General features: G+C 72.1%; 16 protein-coding genes. 11 read left to right on the plus strand and 5 right to left on the minus strand.

Annotated features, from left to right (window positions below; translation table 11 throughout):
• Positions 1-3: 3 nt before the first annotated feature.
• The 3 genes from mfd to E4F25_RS00775 form a co-directional block, all read right to left on the minus strand.
• Complete coding sequence (gene mfd, locus E4F25_RS00765; RefSeq protein ID WP_140908388.1) at positions 4-3,540, minus strand: transcription-repair coupling factor; 3,537 nt, start codon at positions 3,538-3,540, stop codon at positions 4-6.
• A gap of 87 nt (positions 3,541-3,627) precedes the next feature.
• Positions 3,628-4,161, minus strand: coding sequence for a GNAT family N-acetyltransferase (locus tag E4F25_RS00770; protein WP_140908389.1), 534 nt, complete (start codon positions 4,159-4,161; stop codon positions 3,628-3,630).
• A gap of 48 nt (positions 4,162-4,209) precedes the next feature.
• Positions 4,210-6,285, minus strand: coding sequence for a 3-hydroxyacyl-CoA dehydrogenase NAD-binding domain-containing protein (locus E4F25_RS00775; protein WP_140908390.1), 2,076 nt, complete (start codon positions 6,283-6,285; stop codon positions 4,210-4,212).
• 160 nt (positions 6,286-6,445) lie between these two features.
• Here E4F25_RS00775 and rpoE point away from each other — a divergent pair, with 160 nt between their 5' ends.
• From rpoE to era, 8 genes are all read left to right on the plus strand, one after another.
• On the plus strand, positions 6,446-7,042 hold the full coding sequence (rpoE, locus tag E4F25_RS00780; RefSeq protein WP_140908391.1) for an RNA polymerase sigma factor RpoE: 597 nt from the start codon (positions 6,446-6,448) through the stop codon (positions 7,040-7,042).
• Positions 7,043-7,046: 4 nt separating this feature from the next.
• A complete protein-coding gene (locus E4F25_RS00785) occupies positions 7,047-7,901 on the plus strand; it encodes a sigma-E factor negative regulatory protein (protein ID WP_140908392.1) in 855 nt (284 codons plus the stop codon).
• Positions 7,901-9,397 (plus strand): DegQ family serine endoprotease, encoded by a 1,497-nt coding sequence (locus E4F25_RS00790; protein WP_140908393.1) that lies wholly within the window; start codon positions 7,901-7,903, stop codon positions 9,395-9,397. The genes E4F25_RS00785 and E4F25_RS00790 overlap by 1 nt, the downstream gene beginning before the upstream one ends.
• Before the next feature lie 89 nt (positions 9,398-9,486).
• The gene (lepA, locus tag E4F25_RS00795; RefSeq protein ID WP_140908394.1) at positions 9,487-11,283 is read left to right on the plus strand and encodes a translation elongation factor 4; all 1,797 of its coding nucleotides are present in this window, start codon (positions 9,487-9,489) and stop codon (positions 11,281-11,283) included.
• Between the two features lie 33 nt (positions 11,284-11,316).
• Positions 11,317-12,120: a signal peptidase I gene (lepB, locus tag E4F25_RS00800; RefSeq protein ID WP_140908395.1), complete on the plus strand. Its 804-nt coding sequence runs from the start codon at positions 11,317-11,319 to the stop codon at positions 12,118-12,120.
• A gap of 24 nt (positions 12,121-12,144) precedes the next feature.
• Positions 12,145-12,522: a DUF4845 domain-containing protein gene (locus E4F25_RS00805; protein WP_140908396.1), complete on the plus strand. Its 378-nt coding sequence runs from the start codon at positions 12,145-12,147 to the stop codon at positions 12,520-12,522.
• 8 nt (positions 12,523-12,530) lie between these two features.
• Positions 12,531-13,202, plus strand: coding sequence for a ribonuclease III (rnc, locus tag E4F25_RS00810; protein WP_140908397.1), 672 nt, complete (start codon positions 12,531-12,533; stop codon positions 13,200-13,202).
• Positions 13,203-13,273: 71 nt separating this feature from the next.
• Positions 13,274-14,194: a GTPase Era gene (era, locus tag E4F25_RS00815; RefSeq protein ID WP_140908398.1), complete on the plus strand. Its 921-nt coding sequence runs from the start codon at positions 13,274-13,276 to the stop codon at positions 14,192-14,194.
• Between the two features lie 83 nt (positions 14,195-14,277).
• Here the strand turns inward: era and recO are convergent, their stop codons facing one another.
• Positions 14,278-15,015: a DNA repair protein RecO gene (gene recO, locus E4F25_RS00820; protein ID WP_140908399.1), complete on the minus strand. Its 738-nt coding sequence runs from the start codon at positions 15,013-15,015 to the stop codon at positions 14,278-14,280.
• 22 nt (positions 15,016-15,037) lie between these two features.
• Positions 15,038-15,694, minus strand: a complete 657-nt coding sequence (locus E4F25_RS00825; protein ID WP_246069678.1) for a response regulator — start codon at positions 15,692-15,694, stop codon at positions 15,038-15,040.
• A gap of 33 nt (positions 15,695-15,727) precedes the next feature.
• Here E4F25_RS00825 and E4F25_RS00830 point away from each other — a divergent pair, with 33 nt between their 5' ends.
• The 3 genes from E4F25_RS00830 to rlmD are packed head-to-tail and all read left to right on the plus strand — an operon-like array spanning position 15,728 to position 19,828.
• Positions 15,728-17,800, plus strand: a complete 2,073-nt coding sequence (locus E4F25_RS00830; RefSeq protein WP_140908401.1) for a translocation/assembly module TamB domain-containing protein — start codon at positions 15,728-15,730, stop codon at positions 17,798-17,800.
• A 41-nt stretch (positions 17,801-17,841) separates the two neighbouring features.
• Positions 17,842-18,468, plus strand: coding sequence for a YdbL family probable chaperone protein (locus E4F25_RS11500; protein ID WP_220433162.1), 627 nt, complete (start codon positions 17,842-17,844; stop codon positions 18,466-18,468).
• 7 nt (positions 18,469-18,475) lie between these two features.
• A complete protein-coding gene (rlmD, locus tag E4F25_RS00835) occupies positions 18,476-19,828 on the plus strand; it encodes a 23S rRNA (uracil(1939)-C(5))-methyltransferase RlmD (protein ID WP_220433163.1) in 1,353 nt (450 codons plus the stop codon).
• The last annotated feature ends 3 nt before the right edge of the window (positions 19,829-19,831 follow it).

A 19,831-nucleotide genomic window follows, 5' to 3' on the forward strand; every position in this document is an offset into this window, starting at 1 on the left:
CGCTCAGGACGGCGCCAGCGCCGCCAGCAACCCGCGGGCCGCCTGCAGGCGGCTCGCGGCATCCTCCAGCTCCAGGCGCACGCGCAGCTTGTCCGGGCCGTCCATCGCGTAGTGCCTGGGCTGCTTCTGGATGAGCTGGATCACGGTCATCGGATCCACCTTCGGCCTGGCCTCGAACTGCACCCGGCCGCCGTTCGGCCCCAGGTCGAGCTTGCGGATCCCGAGCCGCGTGGCCTCGAGCTTGAGCTCGGCCACCGCGAACAGGTGCTTCGCCGGATCCGGCAGCAGCCCGAAGCGGTCGATCATCTCCACCTGCAGTTCGCGCAGTTCGCCGGCATCGCGCGCCGAGCTGATGCGCTTGTACAGCGTCAGCCGGGTGTGCACGTCGGGCAGGTAGTCCTCGGGGATCAGCGCCGGGATGTTGAGTTCGACCTCGGCGCCGTGCGCGGTCGGCGCGTCCATGTCCGGCAGTTCGCCGCGGCGGATCGAGCGCACCGCGCGCTCCAGCAGCTCGGTGTACAGGCTGAAGCCGACCTCGGCCATCTGCCCGCTCTGGTCCTCGCCCAGCAGCTCGCCGGCGCCGCGGATCTCGAGGTCGTGGGTGGCGAGGGTGAAGCCGGCGCCGAGCTCGTCCATCGAGGCGATCGCCTCCAGCCGCTTGCGCGCGTCGCTGGTGATCGAGCGCTTGTCCGGGACCACCAGGTAGGCATAGGCGCGGTGGTGCGAGCGGCCGACGCGCCCGCGCAGCTGGTGCATCTGCGCCAGGCCGAGCTTGTCGGCGCGGTTCATGATGATGGTGTTGGCGTTGGGGATGTCGATGCCCGACTCGATGATGGTCGTGCACAGCAGCACGTTGGTGCGCTGCTTGTGGAAGTCGAGCATCACCCGCTCGAGTTCGCGCTCGGGCATCTGCCCGTGGGCGACGCCGATGCGCGCCTCCGGCACCAGTTCCTGCAGTTCGCGCTGCATGCGCCCGATGGACTCGACGTCGTTGTGCAGGAAGTAGACCTGGCCGCCGCGCGAGAGCTCGCGCTGGAAGGCCTCGCGGATCTGCGCGCCGTCCCAGGGCACGACGAAGGTCTGCACCGCCATCCGGTGCGCGGGCGGGGTGGCGATGATGGACAGGTCGCGCAAGCCGGCCATCGCCATGTTGAGCGTGCGCGGGATCGGCGTCGCGGTCAGGGTCAGCAGGTGCACGTTGGCGCGCAGCGCCTTCAGCGCCTCCTTCTGGCGCACGCCGAAGCGCTGCTCCTCGTCCACGATCACCAGCCCGAGGTCCTTGAATTTCACGTCCTTCTGCAGCAGCCGGTGGGTGCCGACGATCACGTCCAGCTCGCCGCGCGCCAGCTTCTCGAGCTCGGCCTTGATCTCCTTCGTGGTCTTGAAGCGCGACAGCACCTCGACCCGGATCGGCCAGTCGGCGAAGCGGTCGCTGAAGTTGCGGAAGTGCTGCTCGGCCAGCAGCGTGGTCGGCACCAGCACCGCCACCTGTTTGCCGGCGGTGGCGGCCACGAATGCGGCGCGCACCGCGACCTCGGTCTTGCCGAAGCCGACGTCGCCGCAGACCACGCGGTCCATCGGCTGCGACGAGCCGAGGTCGCGGATCACCGCCTCGATCGCCGCGTGCTGGTCGGGGGTCTCCTCGAACGGGAACGCCGCCGCGAACGGCTCGTACATCGCGCGGTCCACCGGCAGCGCCAGCCCGGCGCGCGCCTGGCGCTTGGCCTGGATCTCCAGCAGTTCGGCGGCGACGTCGCGGACCTTCTCGGCAGCCTTCTTCTTCGCCTTCGTCCACTGTTCGCCGCCGAGCGAATGCAGCGGCGCGGTCTCCGGGGACGCGCCCGAATAGCGGTTGATCAGGTGCAGCTGCGCCACCGGCACGTACAGCCGGTCGCCCTTGGCGTACTCGATCTCGAGGTACTCGGCCGGCTGCCCGCCGGCCTCCAGCGTCACCAGCCCGCGGTAGCGGCCGACGCCATGGTCCTCGTGCACGATCGGCGCGCCCTCGGACAGTTCGCCGAGGTCGCGGATGATCGCCTCCGGCTCGCGCCCCGCGCGCCGCCGCCGCCGCGGCAGCCCCGCGCGCTCCGGGAACAGCTGCCGCTCGGTCAGGACGACGAACGCCGGCTCCTCGACCGCAAACCCGTCCTCCAACGGCGCCACCGCGATGGCGAAGCCGAGCCCAGCGGTCGTCCCTTCTCCCCGCCCAGCGGGGAGAAGGTGGCCCGAAGGGCCGGATGAGGGGCAAGCTCTTCCAACAAACTCCCCGAACCCCCCAACAACCTCCGGCACCACCCCAGCCGCCCCCAACACCTCCAGCAGCGCCTCCCTTCGCCCCGGCGAATCCGCCGCCACCAGCACCGCCCCCGGATAACTCCCGAGGAAGCGCTTCAAGGCCTCCGCCGGCGCATGGTCTTTCGCCGCCAGCGGCAGCTCCGGCGCCGCGTGCACCGCCAGCGCCTGCGCCTCGCCGTGGCGCGCGTGCTTCGGCCCCCATACTTCGACCCGCTGCAGGCCATTGAGCCGCTCGCGCAGCGCGTCCGGCGCCAGGTACAGCTCGCCCGGCGGCAGCAGCGGCCGTTCGACGTCGTGCCGGCGCTGCTCGTAGCGCTCGGCCACGTGCGCGTGGAACTGGTCGGCGGCGTCGCCGGCGCCGTCGCCGACCACCGCCAGCGTGCCCTCGTCGAGGTAGTCGAACAGGGTCGCGGTGGCGTCGAAGAACAGCGGCAGGTAGTACTCGATGCCGGCCGGCGCGACCCCGGCCTTCAGGTCCTGGAACAGCGCGCTGCGGCGGGTGTCGATGTCGAAGCGCTCGCGCAGCGCGGCCATCGCGCGCTGGGTGGCGGCCTCGTCCAGCGGCACTTCGCGGCCCGGCAGCATGTGCACCGCGTCGACCTTGTCCAGTGAGCGCTGGCTCTCGGGGTCGAAGGCGCGGATCGAATCGATCTCGTCGTCGAACAGCTCTACCCGGAACGGTTCGGCCGCGCCCATCGGGAACACGTCGAGCAGCCCGCCGCGCACCGCGAAGTCGCCGGGGTCCAGCACCTGCGGCACGTGCCGGTAACCGGCCGATTCCAGCCGGCGCTTCTCGGCATCCAGGTCGAGCCGCTGCCCGACCGCGACGTCGAAGCTGCCGCCGACCACGTAGCGCAACGGCGGCAGCCGCTGCAGCAGCGTCTGCACCGGCACGATCACCACGCCGCGCGACAGCGCCGGCAGCCTCAGCAGCGCCGACAGCCGCTGGCTGACGATCTCCGGGTGCGGGCTGAACTGGTCGTAGGGCAGGGTTTCCCAGTCCGGGAACGCCACCACCGGCAGCGCGTCGCCGTCGTCGGCGCCGCCGAGCAGGGTGCGCAGGTCGGATTCGAGCTGGTGCGCCGCGTGGTTGTCGCGCGCGACCGCCAGCACCGGCCCGTCGTGCGCGTCCGCGGCGCGCGCGATCGCCCACGCCAGCGCCGTCGCCGACCCCGGGGCGCGCCAGTACGCACGTTGCTGGCCCGCGCGCGGCAGCGGCGGGATCGGGAAACTGGAATCCTTCATCAGCCGACTATTGTAGGAGCGGCGCTCGCGCCGCGACCCGTGGCAGCGGTCCTTGACCGCGATCCGGTCGCGGCGCCAGCGCCGCTCCTACAGGTCCAGCACCACGCGCACGAAGCCGGGCTGCGGCACCGATTCGCGGCGGAACCCGAGCGACTCCGCCAGCGCGAGCATCGGCTGGTTGTCCTCGGCCACGTCGCCGTAGACCTGCTCGAGCTTCTTGCCCTTGGCCCAGCGCACCAGCCGCCGCATCAGGTGGCGGCCCATGCCCATGCCGGCGATGAAGCGGCCGACCAGGATCGCGAACTCGGCGCGCTTGCTGTCGTCCACGATGCCGATGCGCGCGACCGCGCCGATCAGCGCCTCGCCCGCGGGCAGCGGCTCGGAGGCGACGATCGCGAACTCGCGGCGCGGATCCGGGTGGGTGAGCCGCTCGGCGGCCTCCGGGGTGATCCCGCCCTCCGAGCGCAGCAACTGGCCGTGCAGGGCATCGGGTTCGAGCAGCGGGAAGCCGGCGCGCAGCGGCACGGCATCGTCCGGGCGGATGGGGCGGATCAGCAGTTCGCGTCCGTCGGCGGTGCGAACCATTTCATGCCAGGGCGGGAGACGGTTTCGGGCGGCCATGCGAGGGATGCTCGCACGGGCGAAGTGAACGCCGGCTCCACGCCCCGTTCACGTTGCCGGGGCGTCGCCGCGAAGCGCGTCGTCGTGCCAGCCGGGCCGCGGCGCGAAGCGTTCGCCATGCCGCGTCTCGAGTTGCTTCAGGCGCGCCAGCAGCACGTCCACGCCGGTCTCGCGCACGTACTGGATGGGGCCGCCGCGGAACGGCGCGAAGCCGGTGCCGAAGATCACGCCGGCATCCAGCAGGTCGGCGTCGGCGACCACGCCGTCGTGCAGGCAGGCCACCGCCTCGTTGAGCAGCGGCAGCACCAGCCGGTCCTCGAGGTCGTCGGGGGCCTTGTAGTCCTTCGGCAGCTCCGGCTTGACCGGCTTGCCGTCCTCCCACTTGTACAGGCCCTGGCCGTCCTTCTTGCCGCGCCGGCCGGGCTCCGGCGGCGTGGCCAGCGCGGCCGGCACCGGCAGCCCGAGGAACGGCGAGAGCTCCTTCGCGACGCCGGCGGCCACGTCCAGGCCGACCGTGTCGATCAGCTCGATCGGGCCCATGGGCATGCCGAAACGCTTGGCGGCGCGATCGATCGCCGCGCCGGGGATGCCCTCGGCGAACGCGGTCGCCGCTTCCAGCATGTAGGGAAACAGCACCCGGTTGACCAGGAACCCGGGGGTGCCCGCGACCGGCACCGGCAGCTTGCCCAGCGCCTTGCAGAACGCGGCCAGCCGCTGCTGCGTCTCCGCGGCCATCGCGTCGTGCAGCACGATCTCCACCAGCGGCATCAGCGCCACCGGGTTGAAGTAGTGCAGGCCGGCGAACTGGGCCGGGCGCTGCAGGTGCCCGCGCAGGTCGGTGAGCGGGATCGACGAGGTGTTGCTGGTGAGCAGCGCGCCGGGCCGGAGCCGGGGCTCGATCTCCTCGTACAGCGCGCGCTTGGCGGCGGCATCCTCGATGATCGCCTCGATCACCAGGTCGGCGTTGGCGACGCCGCCGCCGGCGAGGTCGCCGCGCAGCCGCGCCGCCACCGCCGGACGCTTGGCCTCGTCCTTGACCTTCTTCGCGAACAGCGCCTGCGCGCGCTCCAGCGCACCGTCGATGAAGCGCTGCTCGCGGTCCGACAGCGTCACCTCGAAGCCCTTGTAGGCCGACCACGCCGCGATGTCCCCGCCCATCACCCCGGCGCCGACCACGTGCACGCGCTGGATGCCGCTCTCGCCGCTGCCGGCGGACTTCAGCCGCTCCTGCAGGAAGAACACGCGGATCAGGTTGCGCGCGGTCGGGGTGCCCGCCAGCTTCGCCACCGAGCGCCGCTCGGCCGCCAGCAGCCGCTCGCTGCCGCCGCCGCTGCGGCGCCAGGTCTCGATCAGCGCGTACGGGGCGGGGTAGTGCGCCTTCGGGGCCTTGCCCGCGACCTGCTTCACCAGGATCGGCGCCAGCACCTGGCGCACCGGCCACCAGTTGCTCGCGCGCGCCAGCAGGCGCTGGCGCAGCGGCCGCGTGCGCCCCTTGCGCGCGAGGTCGGCGGCGGCGTCCACCAGCATCGCCTTGTCCACGACCTTGTCCACCAGCCCGATCGCGCGCGCGGCCCTGGCCGACAGCGCGCGCCCGGTCAGCATCATGTCGAACGCGGCCGGCGCGCCGACCAGCCGCGGCAGCCGCACGCTGCCGCCCCAGCCGGGGTAGATGCCGAGCTTCACCTCGGGCAGGCCGATCCGGGTGGAGGCATCGTCGGAGGCGACGCGGTAGCGACAGGCCAGCGCCAGTTCTGTGCCGCCGCCCATGCAGAAGCCGTGGATCGCCGCGACCGTGGGGCAGGGCAGGGCCGCCAGCCTGGAGAACACCTGCTGGCCGCGGAACAGCGCGTCGCCGACGCTGCCCTCGGCGTCGAACTGCTGGAATTCCTTGATGTCGGCGCCGGCGACGAAGCCCGAGGCCTTGCCGGAGCGGAACACCACGCCCGCGGGCGGATCGATCGCCAGCCGCTCGAGCAGCTCGCCGAGCTCGATCAGCATGTCCTGCGAGAGCGCGTTGACCGCCTGGCCCTCGCGGTCGATGGTGACCACCACCACGCCGTCGGCGCGGCTTTCCAGCTGCCAGTGCCGGAAGCGGAGCCCGTCGAAGCCTGCAATCGTCGCCATGGCGCCATCCGTTACGGTATGGGAGCCGAGTATCATCCCGGTCGCATTTGATTGCCGTCAATGCCGCCCCAATCAATCCTGCCTGGGGAACTTTCCCCGCGTTGGCGTTGTCCCACCGCCCGGTTGCCGCCGGGCCGACATGCAGGAGTGCCGGCAAGGCATGGCAGAACAGGATCCACGCGACGCGGACCAGGCGCTGGTGGAGCGCGTGCAGCGCGGCGACAGCGCCGCGTTCGACCTGCTGGTGCGCAAGTACCAGCACCGGATCGTCGCGCTTATCGGCCGCTACGTCGCAGACTGGAGCGAATGCCAGGACGTGGCCCAGGAAGCCTTCCTGCGCGCCTACCGCGCGCTCGGCACCTTCCGCGGCGACGCCCAGTTCTACACCTGGCTGCACCGGATCGCGGTCAACACGGCCAAGAACCACCTGGTCGCGGCCGGGCGCCGGCCGCCGGGCGCGGACATCGACGTCGCGGACGCCGAGCAGTTCGATTCCGGCATCCGCCTGCGCGACAACGACACCCCCGAGCGCGAACTGATGCGCCAGGAGATGGAACAAACGGTCATGCGCGCTGTCCAAGGCCTGCCGGACGAGCTGCGCGAGGCGATCACCCTGCGCGAGGTCGAAGGCATGAGTTACGAGGAGATCGCGCAGAGGATGGATTGCCCGATCGGCACGGTGCGTTCGCGGATCTTCCGCGCGCGCGATGCGATCGACCAGCAATTGCGGCAACTGATGGACGATGCGGAGCAGTAAGGGCATGACTTCAAGGCAACCCGACGACAAGGTCCTCGACCACACCCGCCAGCAGCTCTCGTCGCTGTTCGACGGCGAGCTGGGGCTGGACGAGGCGCGCTTCCTGCAGCGCCGGCTCGAGCACGACGCCGCGCTGGCCGCCGCCTGGTCGCGCTGGCAGCTGGCCGGCGACGCCCTGCGCGGGCAGGCGGTCGCCGCGGCGCCGCCGGGGTTCGCCGGGCGGGTCGCGGCCGCGGTCGCCGCCGAAGGCGCGCCCGCACGTGTCGCGAGCGGCAACCGCCGCAGCCGGCTGCTCCCCGGGGCCGCGCTGGCCGCCTCGGTCGCCGCGCTCGCGATGTTCATGACCCGCCAGGCCCCCGAGGTCGCGCCGCCGCCGGCGCCGTCCGTGGAAGTGGCCAGCGCCGCCGACACCGTGCCGGTCCAGGCCCCGACCCCCACCCCGACGGCGCCTGCCGCCCCCGACACCGTACCCGCGGGCATGCTCGAGGCCGCCGGCACCGCGATCGCGGTCGCCGAGGTCCCGCGCCGCAGCGCCGAGCGCCGCTCGCGTGCCCAGCAGCAGCGCGCCGCCGCCACCCGCGCCCAGCGCACCGCCGCCGAGCCGCGGCTGGTGGCCGCTGCCGCTGCCGCTCCGGCCGCGCCCGCCGCCGACACCCCCGCCAACCCGTTCCTGCCGGAGGCGGCGGCCGAGGCCATCACCACCCGGCCGTGGCCGCGCGCGCTGCTGCCGGACAACGGCGCCTTCACCGTCGGCTACGGCCGGTTGGAGCAGGGCATCGCGACGCCGCACCCCTTCCAGCCGCGCCCGGTCGCCCTGCCGCAGGTTTCCCCCACCCCCGATCCGGAGGACACCGATTGATGCAACCCAAGCTCCGCACCCGCATCGGCGCGCTGGCGCTGGTCGCCGTCGTTTCCGCCGCCGGCACGGCCGCCGTGGTCCTGCCACGGGCCACCGCGCAATCCACCCAGCCGGCGCCGCAACTGGTGCAGGGCCTGCCCGACTTCACCCAGCTGGTCGCGCGCGTCGGCCCGGGCGTGGTCAACATCGAGGCCACCAGTGACGGCCGCTCCGATGCCGCCGCGTCCGGACTCCCGGACGAGATGGAGGTCCCCGAGATCTTCCGCCGCTTCTTCGGCCCCGGGATGCCGTTCCCGATGCCGCGCGCGCCGGGCGAGCGCTTCGGCACCTCGCTGGGCAGCGGCTTCATCATCTCTGCCGACGGCTACGTGCTGACCAACCACCACGTCATCGACGGCGCCGACACCGTCACCGTCAAGCTGTCCGACTCGCGCGAGTACAAGGCCGAGGTCGTCGGCAGCGACGAGAAGTCCGACATCGCCCTGCTCAAGATCGACGCCACCGGGCTGCCGGCGCTGCGCCTGGGCGACTCCAACGCGCTGCGCCCGGGCCAGTGGGTGGTCGCGATCGGCTCGCCGTTCGGGCTCGACCATTCGGTCACTGCCGGCATCGTCAGCGCGGTCGGCCGCTCGGCCGGCGCCAGCCAGCAGTACGTGCCCTTCATCCAGACCGACGTCGCCATCAACCGCGGCAACTCCGGCGGCCCGCTGCTCAACACCCGCGGCGAGGTGGTCGGCATCAATTCGCAGATCTTCAGCAACTCCGGCGGCTACATGGGCGTGAGCTTCGCCATCCCGGTGGACCTGGCGATGAACGCGGTGCAGCAGCTCAAGACCAGCGGCAAGGTCCAGTACGGGATGATCGGCGTCGGCCTGCAGCCGATCACTTCGGAGATCGTCGACGCGATGGGCCTGCCCGACAGCCGCGGCGCGCTGATCCGCAGCGTCACCCCGGGCAGCCCCGGCGAGAAGGCCGGCCTGGCGCCCGGTGACGTGGTCCGCAGCGTGGACGGCCGCGCCATCAACCGCTCCAGCGAGCTGCCGCCGATCATCGGCGCGATGGCCCCGGGGACCCGGGTCGAGCTCGGCATCCTGCGCGACGGCAAGCCGCGCACGGTGAAGGTCGTGCTGGCCCCGCTGGACGAGGAACTGCTGGCAGGCGAGGGCCCCGCGTCGCGTCCGGGCGCGGCGCCCGCGGCCCCGGCGAAGGCCTCCGACAACCCGCTCGGCCTGGTCGCCGAGCCGCTCGACGCGCGCACCCGCCAGGCGCTCGACCTCGGCCCGTCCGAGGGCGTCGCCATCACCCGCGTGGAGGGCACCGACGCGCGCCGCGCCGGCCTGCGCCCGGGCGACGTGGTGCTGCAGGTCGGCCGCACCCCGGTCGGCAGCCCCGCGGCCCTGGACAAGGCCCTCGCCGGCTTGAAAAAGGGCGACACGGTGATGCTGCTGGTGAATCGCCGCGGCAACGCCCAGTTCATCGCCGTTCCGGTCCTGTAGGAGCGGCGCTCGCGCCGCGATTCCCTGGCCCCATGCGATAATCCCGCGTTTGGCCCGGGTGTCCGGGCACTCCCCCGGCCCCGGACCAGATGCGGAACATTCGCAACTTCTCGATCATCGCCCACGTCGACCACGGCAAGTCGACCCTGGCCGACCGCATCATCCAGCTCTGCGGCGGCCTGACCGCGCGCGAGATGGAACAGCAGGTGCTCGACAACAACCCGATCGAGCGCGAGCGCGGCATCACCATCAAGGCGCAGTCGGTGTCGCTGCCGTACACCGCGCGCGACGGCCAGACCTACTACCTCAACTTCATCGACACCCCCGGCCACGTGGACTTCAGCTACGAGGTCAGCCGCTCGCTGGCGGCGTGCGAGGGCGCGCTGCTGGTGGTGGACGCCGCCCAGGGCGTCGAGGCCCAGTCCGTGGCCAACTGCTACACCGCGGTGGAGCAGGGCCTGGAAGTGGTCCCGGTGCTCAACAAGATCGACCTGCCGACCGCCGACGTGGACCGGGTCAAGGCCGAGATCGAGGCGGTGATCGGCATCGACGCCTCCGAGGCGGTCGCGGTCAGCGCCAAGACCGGACTCAACGTCGAGGAGGTGCTGGAGGCGATCGTCACCCGCATCCCGCCGCCGCAGCCGCGCGACACCGACAAGCTGCAGGCGCTGATCATCGACTCCTGGTTCGACAACTACCTGGGCGTGGTCAGCCTGGTGCGGGTGATGCAGGGCGAGATCCGCAAGGACGACAAGCTGCTGGTGATGTCCACCGGGCGCAGCCACGAGGTGGACAACGTCGGCGTGTTCACCCCCAAGCGCAAGGTGCTCGACAAGCTCGGCGCGGGCGAGGTGGGCTGGATCACCGCCAGCATCAAGGACGTGCACGGCGCGCCGGTCGGCGACACGCTGACCCTGGCCTCGGACCCGGCGCCGAAGCCGTTGCCCGGATTCCAGGAAATGCAGCCGCGGGTGTTCGCCGGCCTGTTCCCGGTGGACGCCGAGGACTTCCCGGACCTGCGCGAGGCGCTCGACAAGCTGCGCCTCAACGACGCCGCGCTGCGCTTCGAGCCCGAGAGCTCGGAGGCCATGGGCTTCGGTTTCCGCTGCGGCTTCCTCGGCATGCTGCACATGGAGATCGTGCAGGAGCGGCTCGAACGCGAGTACGACCTCAACCTGATCACCACCGCGCCGACCGTGGTCTACGAGGTGCTGAAGACCGACGGCAGCATCCTCGAGCTCGACAACCCGGCCAAGCTGCCCAACGCCAACCTGGTCGAGGAGATCCGCGAGCCGATCATCCGCGCCAACATCCTCACCCCGCCGGACTACGTCGGCAACGTCATCACCTTGTGCGAGGAGAAGCGCGGCAGCCAGATCGGCATCACCTACCTGGGCAGCCAGGTGCAGGTCAGCTACGAGCTGCCGATGGCCGAGGTGGTGCTGGACTTCTTCGACCGGCTCAAGTCGGTCAGCCGCGGCTACGCCTCGCTCGACTACCACTTCGTGCGCTTCCAGGCTGGCCCGTTCGTGCGCGTGGACACGCTGATCAACGGCGACCGCGTGGACGCGCTGTCGCTGATCACCCACCGCGCCCACGCCGACCGCCGCGGCCGCGAGCTGACCGAGCGCATGCGCGAGCTGATCCCGCGGCAGATGTTCGACGTCGCCATCCAGGCCGCGATCGGCTCGCAGATCATCGCCCGCACCACGGTCAAGGCGCTGCGCAAGAACGTGCTCGCCAAGTGCTACGGTGGCGACGCCAGCCGCAAGAAGAAGCTGCTCGAGAAGCAGAAGGCCGGCAAGAAACGGATGAAGCAGGTCGGCAGCGTCGAGATCCCGCAGGAGGCGTTCCTCGCCGTGCTGCAGATGGACAACAACAAGTAGTCACGCCCGAGTCGTCACGCCCGAGGAAGCCGCATGCGCTGGTTCGAAATCGCCCTGGTGGTACTCACCCTGTTCACCGGCCTGGTGTGGCTGCTGGACAAGCTGTGGTGGCGCAAGCAGCGCGAGTCGCGCGCCGGCCTGCTGGAGGCGAAGGAGCCGGTGCTGGTGGACTACTCGCGCGCGTTCTTCCCGGTGCTGGCCGCGGTGCTGTGCCTGCGCAGCTTCGTCGCCGAGCCGTTCCGCATTCCGTCCAGCTCGATGATGCCGACCCTGCTGATCGGCGACTTCATCCTGGTCAACAAGTTCGCCTACGGCCTGCGCCTGCCGATCAACAATCACAAGATCGTCGAGATCGGCGAGCCGGAGCGCGGCGACGTGGTGGTGTTCCACCCGCCGCAGTATCCGAAGCAGGACTGGATCAAGCGCGTGATCGGGCTGCCCGGCGACACCATCGCGTACCGCGACAACACCGTGTACATCAACGGCGAGGCGCTGCGGTACGTGGACGGCGGCCGCTACGTCGGCAAGGGCCGCGGCGCCGAGGCCACCGGCGCCCACCTGCTGTTCGAACAGCTTCCCGGGCGCCCGCACCCGGTCCTGGAACGTGACGACGTGCCCTTTTTCATGCAGGGCGAGGGCGAATGGCAGGTGCCGCCCGGCTACTATTTCGTCATGGGCGACAATCGTGATAATAGCGAGGACAGCCGCTTCTGGCCCGACGGCATGCACTTCCTGCCGGAGGAGAACCTGCGCGGCAAGGCCTTCCTGGTGTGGATGCACTGGGACGGCAGCGCCGGCGGGGTCGACTTCGACCGGATCGGCAGCGACATTCCATAGCCTTCACGCACTGGGGGAGAGGCAATGAGGCGCAAGCAAGGCGGCATGACCCTGATCGGCTTCATCATCGTGCTGGCGCTGGTGGGCTTCTTCGCCTACATCGCCATGCGCCTGGTGCCGATGTATTCCGAGTACTACGCGGTGAAGCAGGCGCTCAAGGGCCTGCAGCAGGAGCCGGGCATCGCCAACCGCGATCCGGGCAAGATCCAGGACCTGTTCTTCCGCCGGCTCTACATCAGCTATGCCGAGAACGTGAAGCCCGCGCACGTGAAGATCGAGCGCGTCGGCAACGGCTGGAAGATGTCGGTCAACTACGAAGTGCGCAAGCCGCTGATCTACAACCTCGACGTCGTCGGAAAGTTCTCCGCGACCGAGGACCTGACCAACCGCGGCCCGGACTGAGCCGGGCGATGACGGGCGCGGCGCCGCCGGACGGCTTCGGGGGGCACCGCTTCGCGGACCCGGCGTTGCTGCGCCAGGCGCTGACCCATCGCAGCGCCGGTAGCCCGCACAACGAACGCCTGGAGTTCCTCGGCGACGCGTTGCTCAACCTGTTCGTGGCCGAGCAGCTGCACGCGCGCTGGCCGCGCGCCGACGAGGGCGCGATGACCCGCGCGCGCGCCGAACTGGTGCGCGAGTCCGCGCTGGCCGGCATCGCCCGCGGCATGGACGTGGGCGCGCGCCTGATCCTCGGGCCGGGCGAGATGAAGTCGGGGGGGCACCGGCGCGACTCGATCCTGGCCGACGCGCTTGAGGCGCTGGTCGCCGCGATCTACCTCGACGCCGGCTTCGACGCCTGCCGCGCGCGCGTGCTCGCCTGGTACGAGCCGCTGCTCGACGCGCTGCCGCCGCTGCACCAGGTCGGCAAGGACGCCAAGACCCGCCTGCAGGAGTGGCTGCAGGGCCGGCAGTTGCCGCTGCCGGCCTACACCCTCCTGTCCGAGAGCGGCGAGGAGCACCACAAGACCTTCCACGTCGCCTGCACCCTGGCCGAGCCCCCGCTCGCCGCCGAGGGTGCCGCCCACTCGCGCCGCGCCGCCGAACAACAGGCCGCCGAGGCGATCCTCGCCCAGCTCCTGTAGGAGCGGCGCTGGCGCCGCGACCCGTGCAGGAACCGCTGTCGCGGCGCGAGCGCCGCTCCTACAATGCCCGCATGACCGATCCCGCCCACCGCGCCGGCCACGTCGCCGTCATCGGCCGCCCCAACGTCGGCAAGTCGACCCTGGTCAACGCGCTCGTTGGCGCCAAGGTCAGCATCGTCTCCAACCGCCCGCAGACCACGCGCCACCGCCTGCTCGGGATCGCCACCTTCCCGCACGGCCAGCTCGTGCTGGTGGACACGCCCGGGCTGCACCGCGGTCTCGGCAGCTCCACCGCCTCGGCCATGCACCGCTGGATGAACCGCGCAGCGCGCGGCGCCCTCGAAGGCGTGGACGCCGCGCTGCTGGTGGTCGAGGCCGGGCGCTGGGACGAGGAGGACACGCTCGCCTACGAGGCGCTGCGCGAAGCCGGCGTGCCGGTGGTGCTCGCCGTCAACCAGGTGGACCGGATCAAGGACAAGGCCGCGCTGCTGCCCTACCTGGGCGAGGCCACGCGCGAGCGCAGCTTCGCCTCCGTGCACCCGGTCTCCGCGCTCAAGCGCCAGGGCCTGGAGTCGCTGGTCGCGTCGTTGCTGGAGCTGCTGCCGGAGCAGCCGCCGCTGTACGGCGAGGACGAGATCACCGACAAGAGCCAGCGCTTCCTCGCCGGCGAACTGCTGCGCGAGCAGCTCATGCGCCAGCTCGGCGCGGAGCTGCCGTACGCGACCACGGTGGAAGTGGAGAGCTTCGCCGAGGAACCCGGCAGGCACGGCCCGCTGTACCGGATCGGCGCCGTGATCTGGGTCGAGCGCGACGGCCAGAAGGCGATCGTGATCGGCAAGGGCGGCGCCCGCCTGCGCGAGATCGGCAGCCGCGCGCGCGAACAGATGGAACGGCTGTTCGGCGCCAAGGTGTTCCTCGAGACCTGGGTGCGCGTGCGCGCCGGCTGGTCCGACGACGAAGCCGCCCTGCGCACCCTCGGCTACCACGACTGACCTGTAGGAGCGGCGCTCGCGCCGCGACAGTGGGAGCCGCCATGGCGGCGAGCTCTTCCCCGGTCGCGGCGCCAGCGCCGCTCCTACACCGGCCTCACCAGCCTTCCCAGGTCGCCCATCAGCTCCCAGGACTTCAGCGGCCGCCCGCCGAGCTGGTGCGCCAGCACAGGGCGCAGCGCGCGCCGCAGCCCGGCCAGGTCCTCGGCTTCGGGAGGCGTGTCCCCGGATTCCGCCAGCAGCAGCAGCGCGCGCCCGGTGGCGGCATCGCTGCGGTCGCCGTGGCCGCGGTCCGACAGCAGCCGTCGCGGCCCGTGCTCGGGATCGATGCGGTAGCGCGCGGCCGGATCGATCGGCTGGCCGTCGCCGTCCTCGAGGAAGTCGAAGCCGACGCCGAGCGCCCCCAGCAGCTCGTGCTCGAAGCGGCGCAGCGTCCACGCCAGCGGGCCGTGGCCGCGCAGGCGCGCGCGCATCCGCGCATAGGCGTCGAACAGTTCCGGCTGCGGGTCGCCGCGCGGCGCCAGCCGCAGCACCAGCTCGTTGACGTAGAAGGCCGCCAGCGCCGCCTCGCCGGCGAGTTGCGGTGCCGCGTCCAGCGCTTCGGCGTTGCGCAGCTGGGCCAGCTCGCCGCGCTGCACCGCATCCAGGCGCACGCACTGCAGCGGTTGCAGCGCGGCGCGCAGGGCGTGCTGCTTCGGCCCGCGCACGCCGCGCCCGAGCAGCCCCAGGCGGCCGTGGGTCGCGGTCAGCGCCTCGACCAGCAGACTGCTCTCGCGCCACGGGCGGGCGTGCAGGATGAAGGCGGGCTCGCCGACGATGCGCATGCCCCATTGTAGGAGCGGGCGCTCAGAGCAAGGCGCGTACCGCGGCCTGGAAGCGGGCGAGGGCGGCGGCATCGGTCGGCGCGGCCTCGAGCAGCAGCACCGCGTCGCCCAGCCGTGCCGCGCCGACGAAGCCGCAGCTCGCGCGCAGGCGGTGCAGGACCGCGGCCGCGCCGGCGACGTCGCCCGCCCCCAGCGAGCGTGCCACCGCCTCGGCCTGCGCCGGCAGTTCCGACAGGAACAGGCGCCGCAGGCCCTGCACATGGCCGGCGTTGCCGTTGAGCGCTTCCAGCGCGGCAGCGTCGTCCCAGTCCCCGCAGCGCTCGCCGAGCAGGCGGCGCAGCGCCTCGCGCAGCGCGGCGGAGGACAGCGGCTTGGCCACCACCGCATCGAAGCCGGCGGCGCGCAGGTCTTCGAACACCCGCGCGTCTTTCGCCGCGGTGTGCGCCAGCGCCGGCGTGCCCGGATGCCGGGCGCGCAGCTCCGCCAGCAGCGTCGCGCCGTCGCCGTCGCCGAGCTGCGCGTCCAGCAGCCACAGGTCGAATGCTTCGCCGGCGGCGAGCGCCTGCGCCTGCGCGCATCCCCCCGCCTCGGTGACCCGCGCGGGCAGGGTGGCCGCGGCCGCCGCCAGGAAGGCGCGGCTGGCCGGATCGTCCTCGACCAGCAGTATGCGTGGCGTCATCGTTGGCTCCATGCCCCCCGGTATGCTGCGCCCATGTCCGCGTGGCGACTGCCAACCCTAGCACTGCTGTCCGCGCTGGCCGCGACGGTAGCGGCGTGGCCGATGCCGGGCCGCGCGCAGGCACGCGTGGCCGATGCCAGCATCGCGCGCGTGGTGACCGCCGTGGCAACACTGGAAGGCGTGCGCGTGCGCCTGGCCTGGGTGCCCGGCGCCGACAGCGGCGAACTGAGCTTGCACGCCGCGCGCGTGGACGCCCCCGACCTCGGCTACCGCTACCGCGACCTCGCCTGGCGCTGTCCGTTGCAGCGCCTCGGCGACGGCTGGCGCTGCGACGGCACCGTGCGCAGCGGCAACGGTGCGCCGCTGCGCCTCGCGGTCGCGTTCACTGGCGACGACACCGACGCGCTGCTGGCCAGCGGCAACCGTCGCCTCAGCCTGCACCGCGATGCCGCCACCCCCGACGACACCCGCATCGACCTGCTCGCGGTGCCGGCCACCTGGGCGCAGGCGCTGCTGGCGCAGGCCTGGGAGGCGGGGCGGCTGCAGGACGGCACCCTCGACGGCAGCTTGCTGATCCGCGCATCCGAGGATCGCCCGCTGCAGGTCACGGGCACGCTCGAGGTCGCCGGGCTCGCGCTGGAAACCCCGGACGCGAGCATCGCGGCCCAGGGCATCGGCGGGCGCATGGCGCTGGACTACCGCAGCCGCGCCGGCTGGTCCGCGTTCACCGTGGACGGCGCCCTGCACGGCGGCGAGCTGCTGATGGGCAATACCTACATCGCGCTTCCGGAGACGCCGGTGGCGATCGCGGTGGACGCGCAACGCGAAGGCAGCGGCGGCTGGGAGGTGCCGCGCTTCGCCTGGCGCGACGGCGAAGTGCTGATTGCCGAAGGCAGCGCCTCGCTCGGCGCCGACGCCACCCTGCAGGCGCTGCAGGTGGACCTGCACAGCAACGACATCGCGCCGCTGCGCGACCGCTATCTGTCCGGCTGGCTCGGCCTCGCCGGCCTCGGCGACATGGAGATGACCGGCGCCCTCGACGCCAGCCTGCGCATCGCCGGCGGCGCCCTGCAGGAAGCCGTCGCCGACCTGCGCGACATCGGCCTCGCCGACGCGCGCGGCCGCTTCCGCTTCGACGGCCTGTCCGGCACGCCGCGCTTCTCCGCCGGCGCGCCGGTGGCGAGCGAACTGCGCTGGCGCGGCGGCGAGCTGTACGGGCTGCCGTTCTCCGCCGCGACCCTGCCGCTGTCCAGCGGCCACGGCGAGATCCGCCTGCGCGAGGCGGTGACGCTGCCCGCGTTCGGCGGCCACGTCACCGTGGACGGCCTGGTGTTGCGGCCCCCCGCGGCCGGCGCCCCGATGCGCGCGGAGTTCGGGCTCGCGCTCGATCGCCTGGACATCGCTGCGATCGCGGCCGCGCTGGACCTGCCCGAGTTCACCGGCGCGCTCAGCGGCAACATCCCGCGTGCCTGGTACGAGGACGGCCGCCTGCAGTTCGACGGCGGCCTGGCGATGCAGCTGTTCGGCGGCACCGTGCAGGTGTCCGCGCTCGCGCTCGAACGCCCGTTCGGGGTCGCGCCCTCGCTCAGCGCCGACCTGATGCTGGACGACATCGACCTGCAGTCGCTCACCGGGGTGTTCGACTTCGGCAGCATCAGCGGCAAGCTCGACGGCCGCATCGCCGGCCTGCGCCTGGTGGACTGGACCGCGACCGCCTTCGACGCCGAGCTGCACACCGACCGCGACGCCGCGCGCGCCGCCGGCGTGCGCCAGCGCATCAGCCAGCGCGCGGTGCAGAACATCTCCAGCGTCGGTGACGCCTCGTTCGCCGGCAGCCTGCAGGGGCGCCTGCTCGCCTTTTTCGACGACTTCGGCTACCGCCGCATCGGCATTTCCTGCGAGCTGCGCAACACCGTCTGCCTGATGGGCGGGCTGGAGCCGGCACCGCCCGCCAGCCCTGGTTCAGGCCCGGGCTTCATCATCGTGCGTGGCGCCGGCCTGCCGAACCTGAACGTCGTCGGCTACAACCGCCTCGTGGACTGGCCGGTCCTGCTCGAGCGGCTGGCCGACGTCGCCCAGGGCGAGGTCGCCCCGGTCGTACAATGACAAGCAACCGCAGCATTTCCCCTAGGTCGAGGAGACCCCGGATGAAACCCTGGATCGGACTGCCCTTCGCCGCCGCGCTGGTGCTCACCGCCTGCGTCACCATCAACGTCTACTTCCCGGCCGCCGAGGCCAAGGAAGCCGCGCGCGAGTTCGTCGAGAAGGTGATCGACGAGAACCCGCCTGCCGACAACGGAAACGACGGCGGCATGGCGCTGCTGCAGCCGCGTGCGCACGGCGGCCCGTCGTTCGAGGGCGCTGGGTCGTTCGACCCGTGGATGCTGCTCGGCATCGGCCAGGCCCGCGCCCAGTCGCAGCCGGACATCACCATCCGCACGCCCGCGATCCAGGCGATCCAGTCGCGCATGGAGGCCCGCTTCTCCTCCACACTGCGCGCGGCCTTCGACGCCGGCGCGCTCGGCTTCGGCAACGACGGCATGATCGTGGTCCGCGATGCCGGCAAGCTCGCGCTCAAGGACCGGGTCGCGGTCAACAACGCCGTCGCCGACGACAACCGCGACCGCAAGGCCGTGTACCGCGAGATCGCGGTCGCCAACGGCCACCCGGAATGGGAGTCGCAGATCCGCCGCGTGTTCGCGCAGCAGTGGATCGAGAGCGCGCGTCCGGGCTGGTGGTACCAGGACGCGAGCGGCAACTGGAAGCAGAAGTAGTCCCGACTTGGCACGCATCGACCAGACGCCCTTCGAACTCGAGATCACCGACCTGAGCCATGACGGCCGCGGCGTCGCCCGCAGGCCGGAAGGGCATGCGCATGCCGGCAAGACCGTGTTCGTTGCCGGCGCGCTGCCCGGCGAACGGGTGCTGGTGCAACAGACCGGGCGCCAGCGCAGCTTCGACGAGGCGCGCACGCTCGAGGTGCTGCAGGCCTCGCCCGACCGGGTGGCGCCGCGCTGCGTCCACTTCGGCACCTGCGGCGGCTGCGCGCTGCAGCACCTGGACGAAACGAAGCAGATCCACGCCAAGCAGCGCGTGCTTCTGGAGAACCTCGAGCGCATCGGCCACGTCGCGCCGAAGGCGGTGCTCGAGCCGCTGGTGGACACCGCCTGGGGCTACCGCCGCAAGGGCCGGTTCTCGGTGCGCCGGGTGGAGAAGAAGGGCAAGACCCTGGTCGGCTTCCGCGAGCAGGATCCGCGCTTCGTCGCCGACCTCGCCGAGTGCCACACCGTAATCCCGCTGGTAGGCACGAAGGTCGCCGCGCTCGCCGCGCTGGTGGACGCGATGGACGCGCGCCGCGACATCCCGCAGGTCGAGTTCATCGCCGGCGATCCGTCGCCTGGTTTCCGCGGGGTGGCGCTGGTGTTCCGCCACCTGCAGCCGCTGTCCGACGGCGACCGCGAGCGCCTCGTTGCGTTCGGCCGCGAACACGGCGTCGCCATCTTCCTGCAGCCGGGCGGCGTGGACTCCGTGCACGCGTTGTGGCCGGACGATCCGCGGCTCGCGTTCCGCCTGCCGGACTGGGACGTCGAACTGCTGTTCCAGCCGCTGGACTTCATCCAGGTCAACGCCGGGCTCAACGCGCGCATGATCCGGCGCGCGATCGAGTTGCTCGACGTGCAGCCGGGCGAACGCGTGCTCGACCTGTTCTGCGGGCTCGGCAACTTCACCCTGCCGCTGGCGCGCACCGCCGCCGAGGTGGTCGGGGTGGAGGGCGACGCCGGCCTGGTCCGGCGCGCGCGCGACAACGCCGCCCACAACGATCTCCCCGGCGCCAGCTTCCACGCCGCCGACCTCGCGAAGGACCTGTCCGGCCAACCCTGGATGCGCGGCGGCTTCGACCGCCTGCTGCTCGACCCCCCGCGCTCGGGCGCGATCGAGGTGCTGCGCCAGTTCCCGCTCAAGGGGCTGAAGCGCATCGTCTACGTGAGCTGCCACCCCGGCTCGCTGGCCCGCGACGCCGGCTACCTGGTCAACGAGCGCGGCTGGACCCTGCAGGCCGCGGGCGTGATGGACATGTTCCCCCACACCGCCCACGTAGAATCCATCGCAGTCTTTACCCCTCCAACCCTGTAGGAG

The organism is Cognatiluteimonas lumbrici, assembly GCF_006476065.1.
GTDB lineage: Bacteria > Pseudomonadota > Gammaproteobacteria > Xanthomonadales > Xanthomonadaceae > Cognatiluteimonas > Cognatiluteimonas lumbrici.

Excerpts from the sequence above, each read along its gene's own strand:
- mfd (WP_140908388.1), bottom strand. The coding sequence starts at position 3,540 with ATGAAGGATTCCAGTTTCCCGATCCCGCCGCTGCCGCGCGCGGGCCAG.
- E4F25_RS00770 (WP_140908389.1), bottom strand. The coding sequence starts at position 4,161 with ATGGCCGCCCGAAACCGTCTCCCGCCCTGGCATGAAATGGTTCGCACC.
- E4F25_RS00775 (WP_140908390.1), bottom strand. The coding sequence starts at position 6,285 with ATGGCGACGATTGCAGGCTTCGACGGGCTCCGCTTCCGGCACTGGCAG.
- rpoE (WP_140908391.1), top strand. The coding sequence starts at position 6,446 with ATGGCAGAACAGGATCCACGCGACGCGGACCAGGCGCTGGTGGAGCGC.
- E4F25_RS00785 (WP_140908392.1), top strand. The coding sequence starts at position 7,047 with ATGACTTCAAGGCAACCCGACGACAAGGTCCTCGACCACACCCGCCAG.
- E4F25_RS00790 (WP_140908393.1), top strand. The coding sequence starts at position 7,901 with ATGCAACCCAAGCTCCGCACCCGCATCGGCGCGCTGGCGCTGGTCGCC.
- lepA (WP_140908394.1), top strand. The coding sequence starts at position 9,487 with ATGCGGAACATTCGCAACTTCTCGATCATCGCCCACGTCGACCACGGC.
- lepB (WP_140908395.1), top strand. The coding sequence starts at position 11,317 with ATGCGCTGGTTCGAAATCGCCCTGGTGGTACTCACCCTGTTCACCGGC.
- E4F25_RS00805 (WP_140908396.1), top strand. The coding sequence starts at position 12,145 with ATGAGGCGCAAGCAAGGCGGCATGACCCTGATCGGCTTCATCATCGTG.
- rnc (WP_140908397.1), top strand. The coding sequence starts at position 12,531 with ATGACGGGCGCGGCGCCGCCGGACGGCTTCGGGGGGCACCGCTTCGCG.
- era (WP_140908398.1), top strand. The coding sequence starts at position 13,274 with ATGACCGATCCCGCCCACCGCGCCGGCCACGTCGCCGTCATCGGCCGC.
- recO (WP_140908399.1), bottom strand. The coding sequence starts at position 15,015 with ATGCGCATCGTCGGCGAGCCCGCCTTCATCCTGCACGCCCGCCCGTGG.
- E4F25_RS00825 (WP_246069678.1), bottom strand. The coding sequence starts at position 15,694 with ATGACGCCACGCATACTGCTGGTCGAGGACGATCCGGCCAGCCGCGCC.
- E4F25_RS00830 (WP_140908401.1), top strand. The coding sequence starts at position 15,728 with ATGTCCGCGTGGCGACTGCCAACCCTAGCACTGCTGTCCGCGCTGGCC.
- E4F25_RS11500 (WP_220433162.1), top strand. The coding sequence starts at position 17,842 with ATGAAACCCTGGATCGGACTGCCCTTCGCCGCCGCGCTGGTGCTCACC.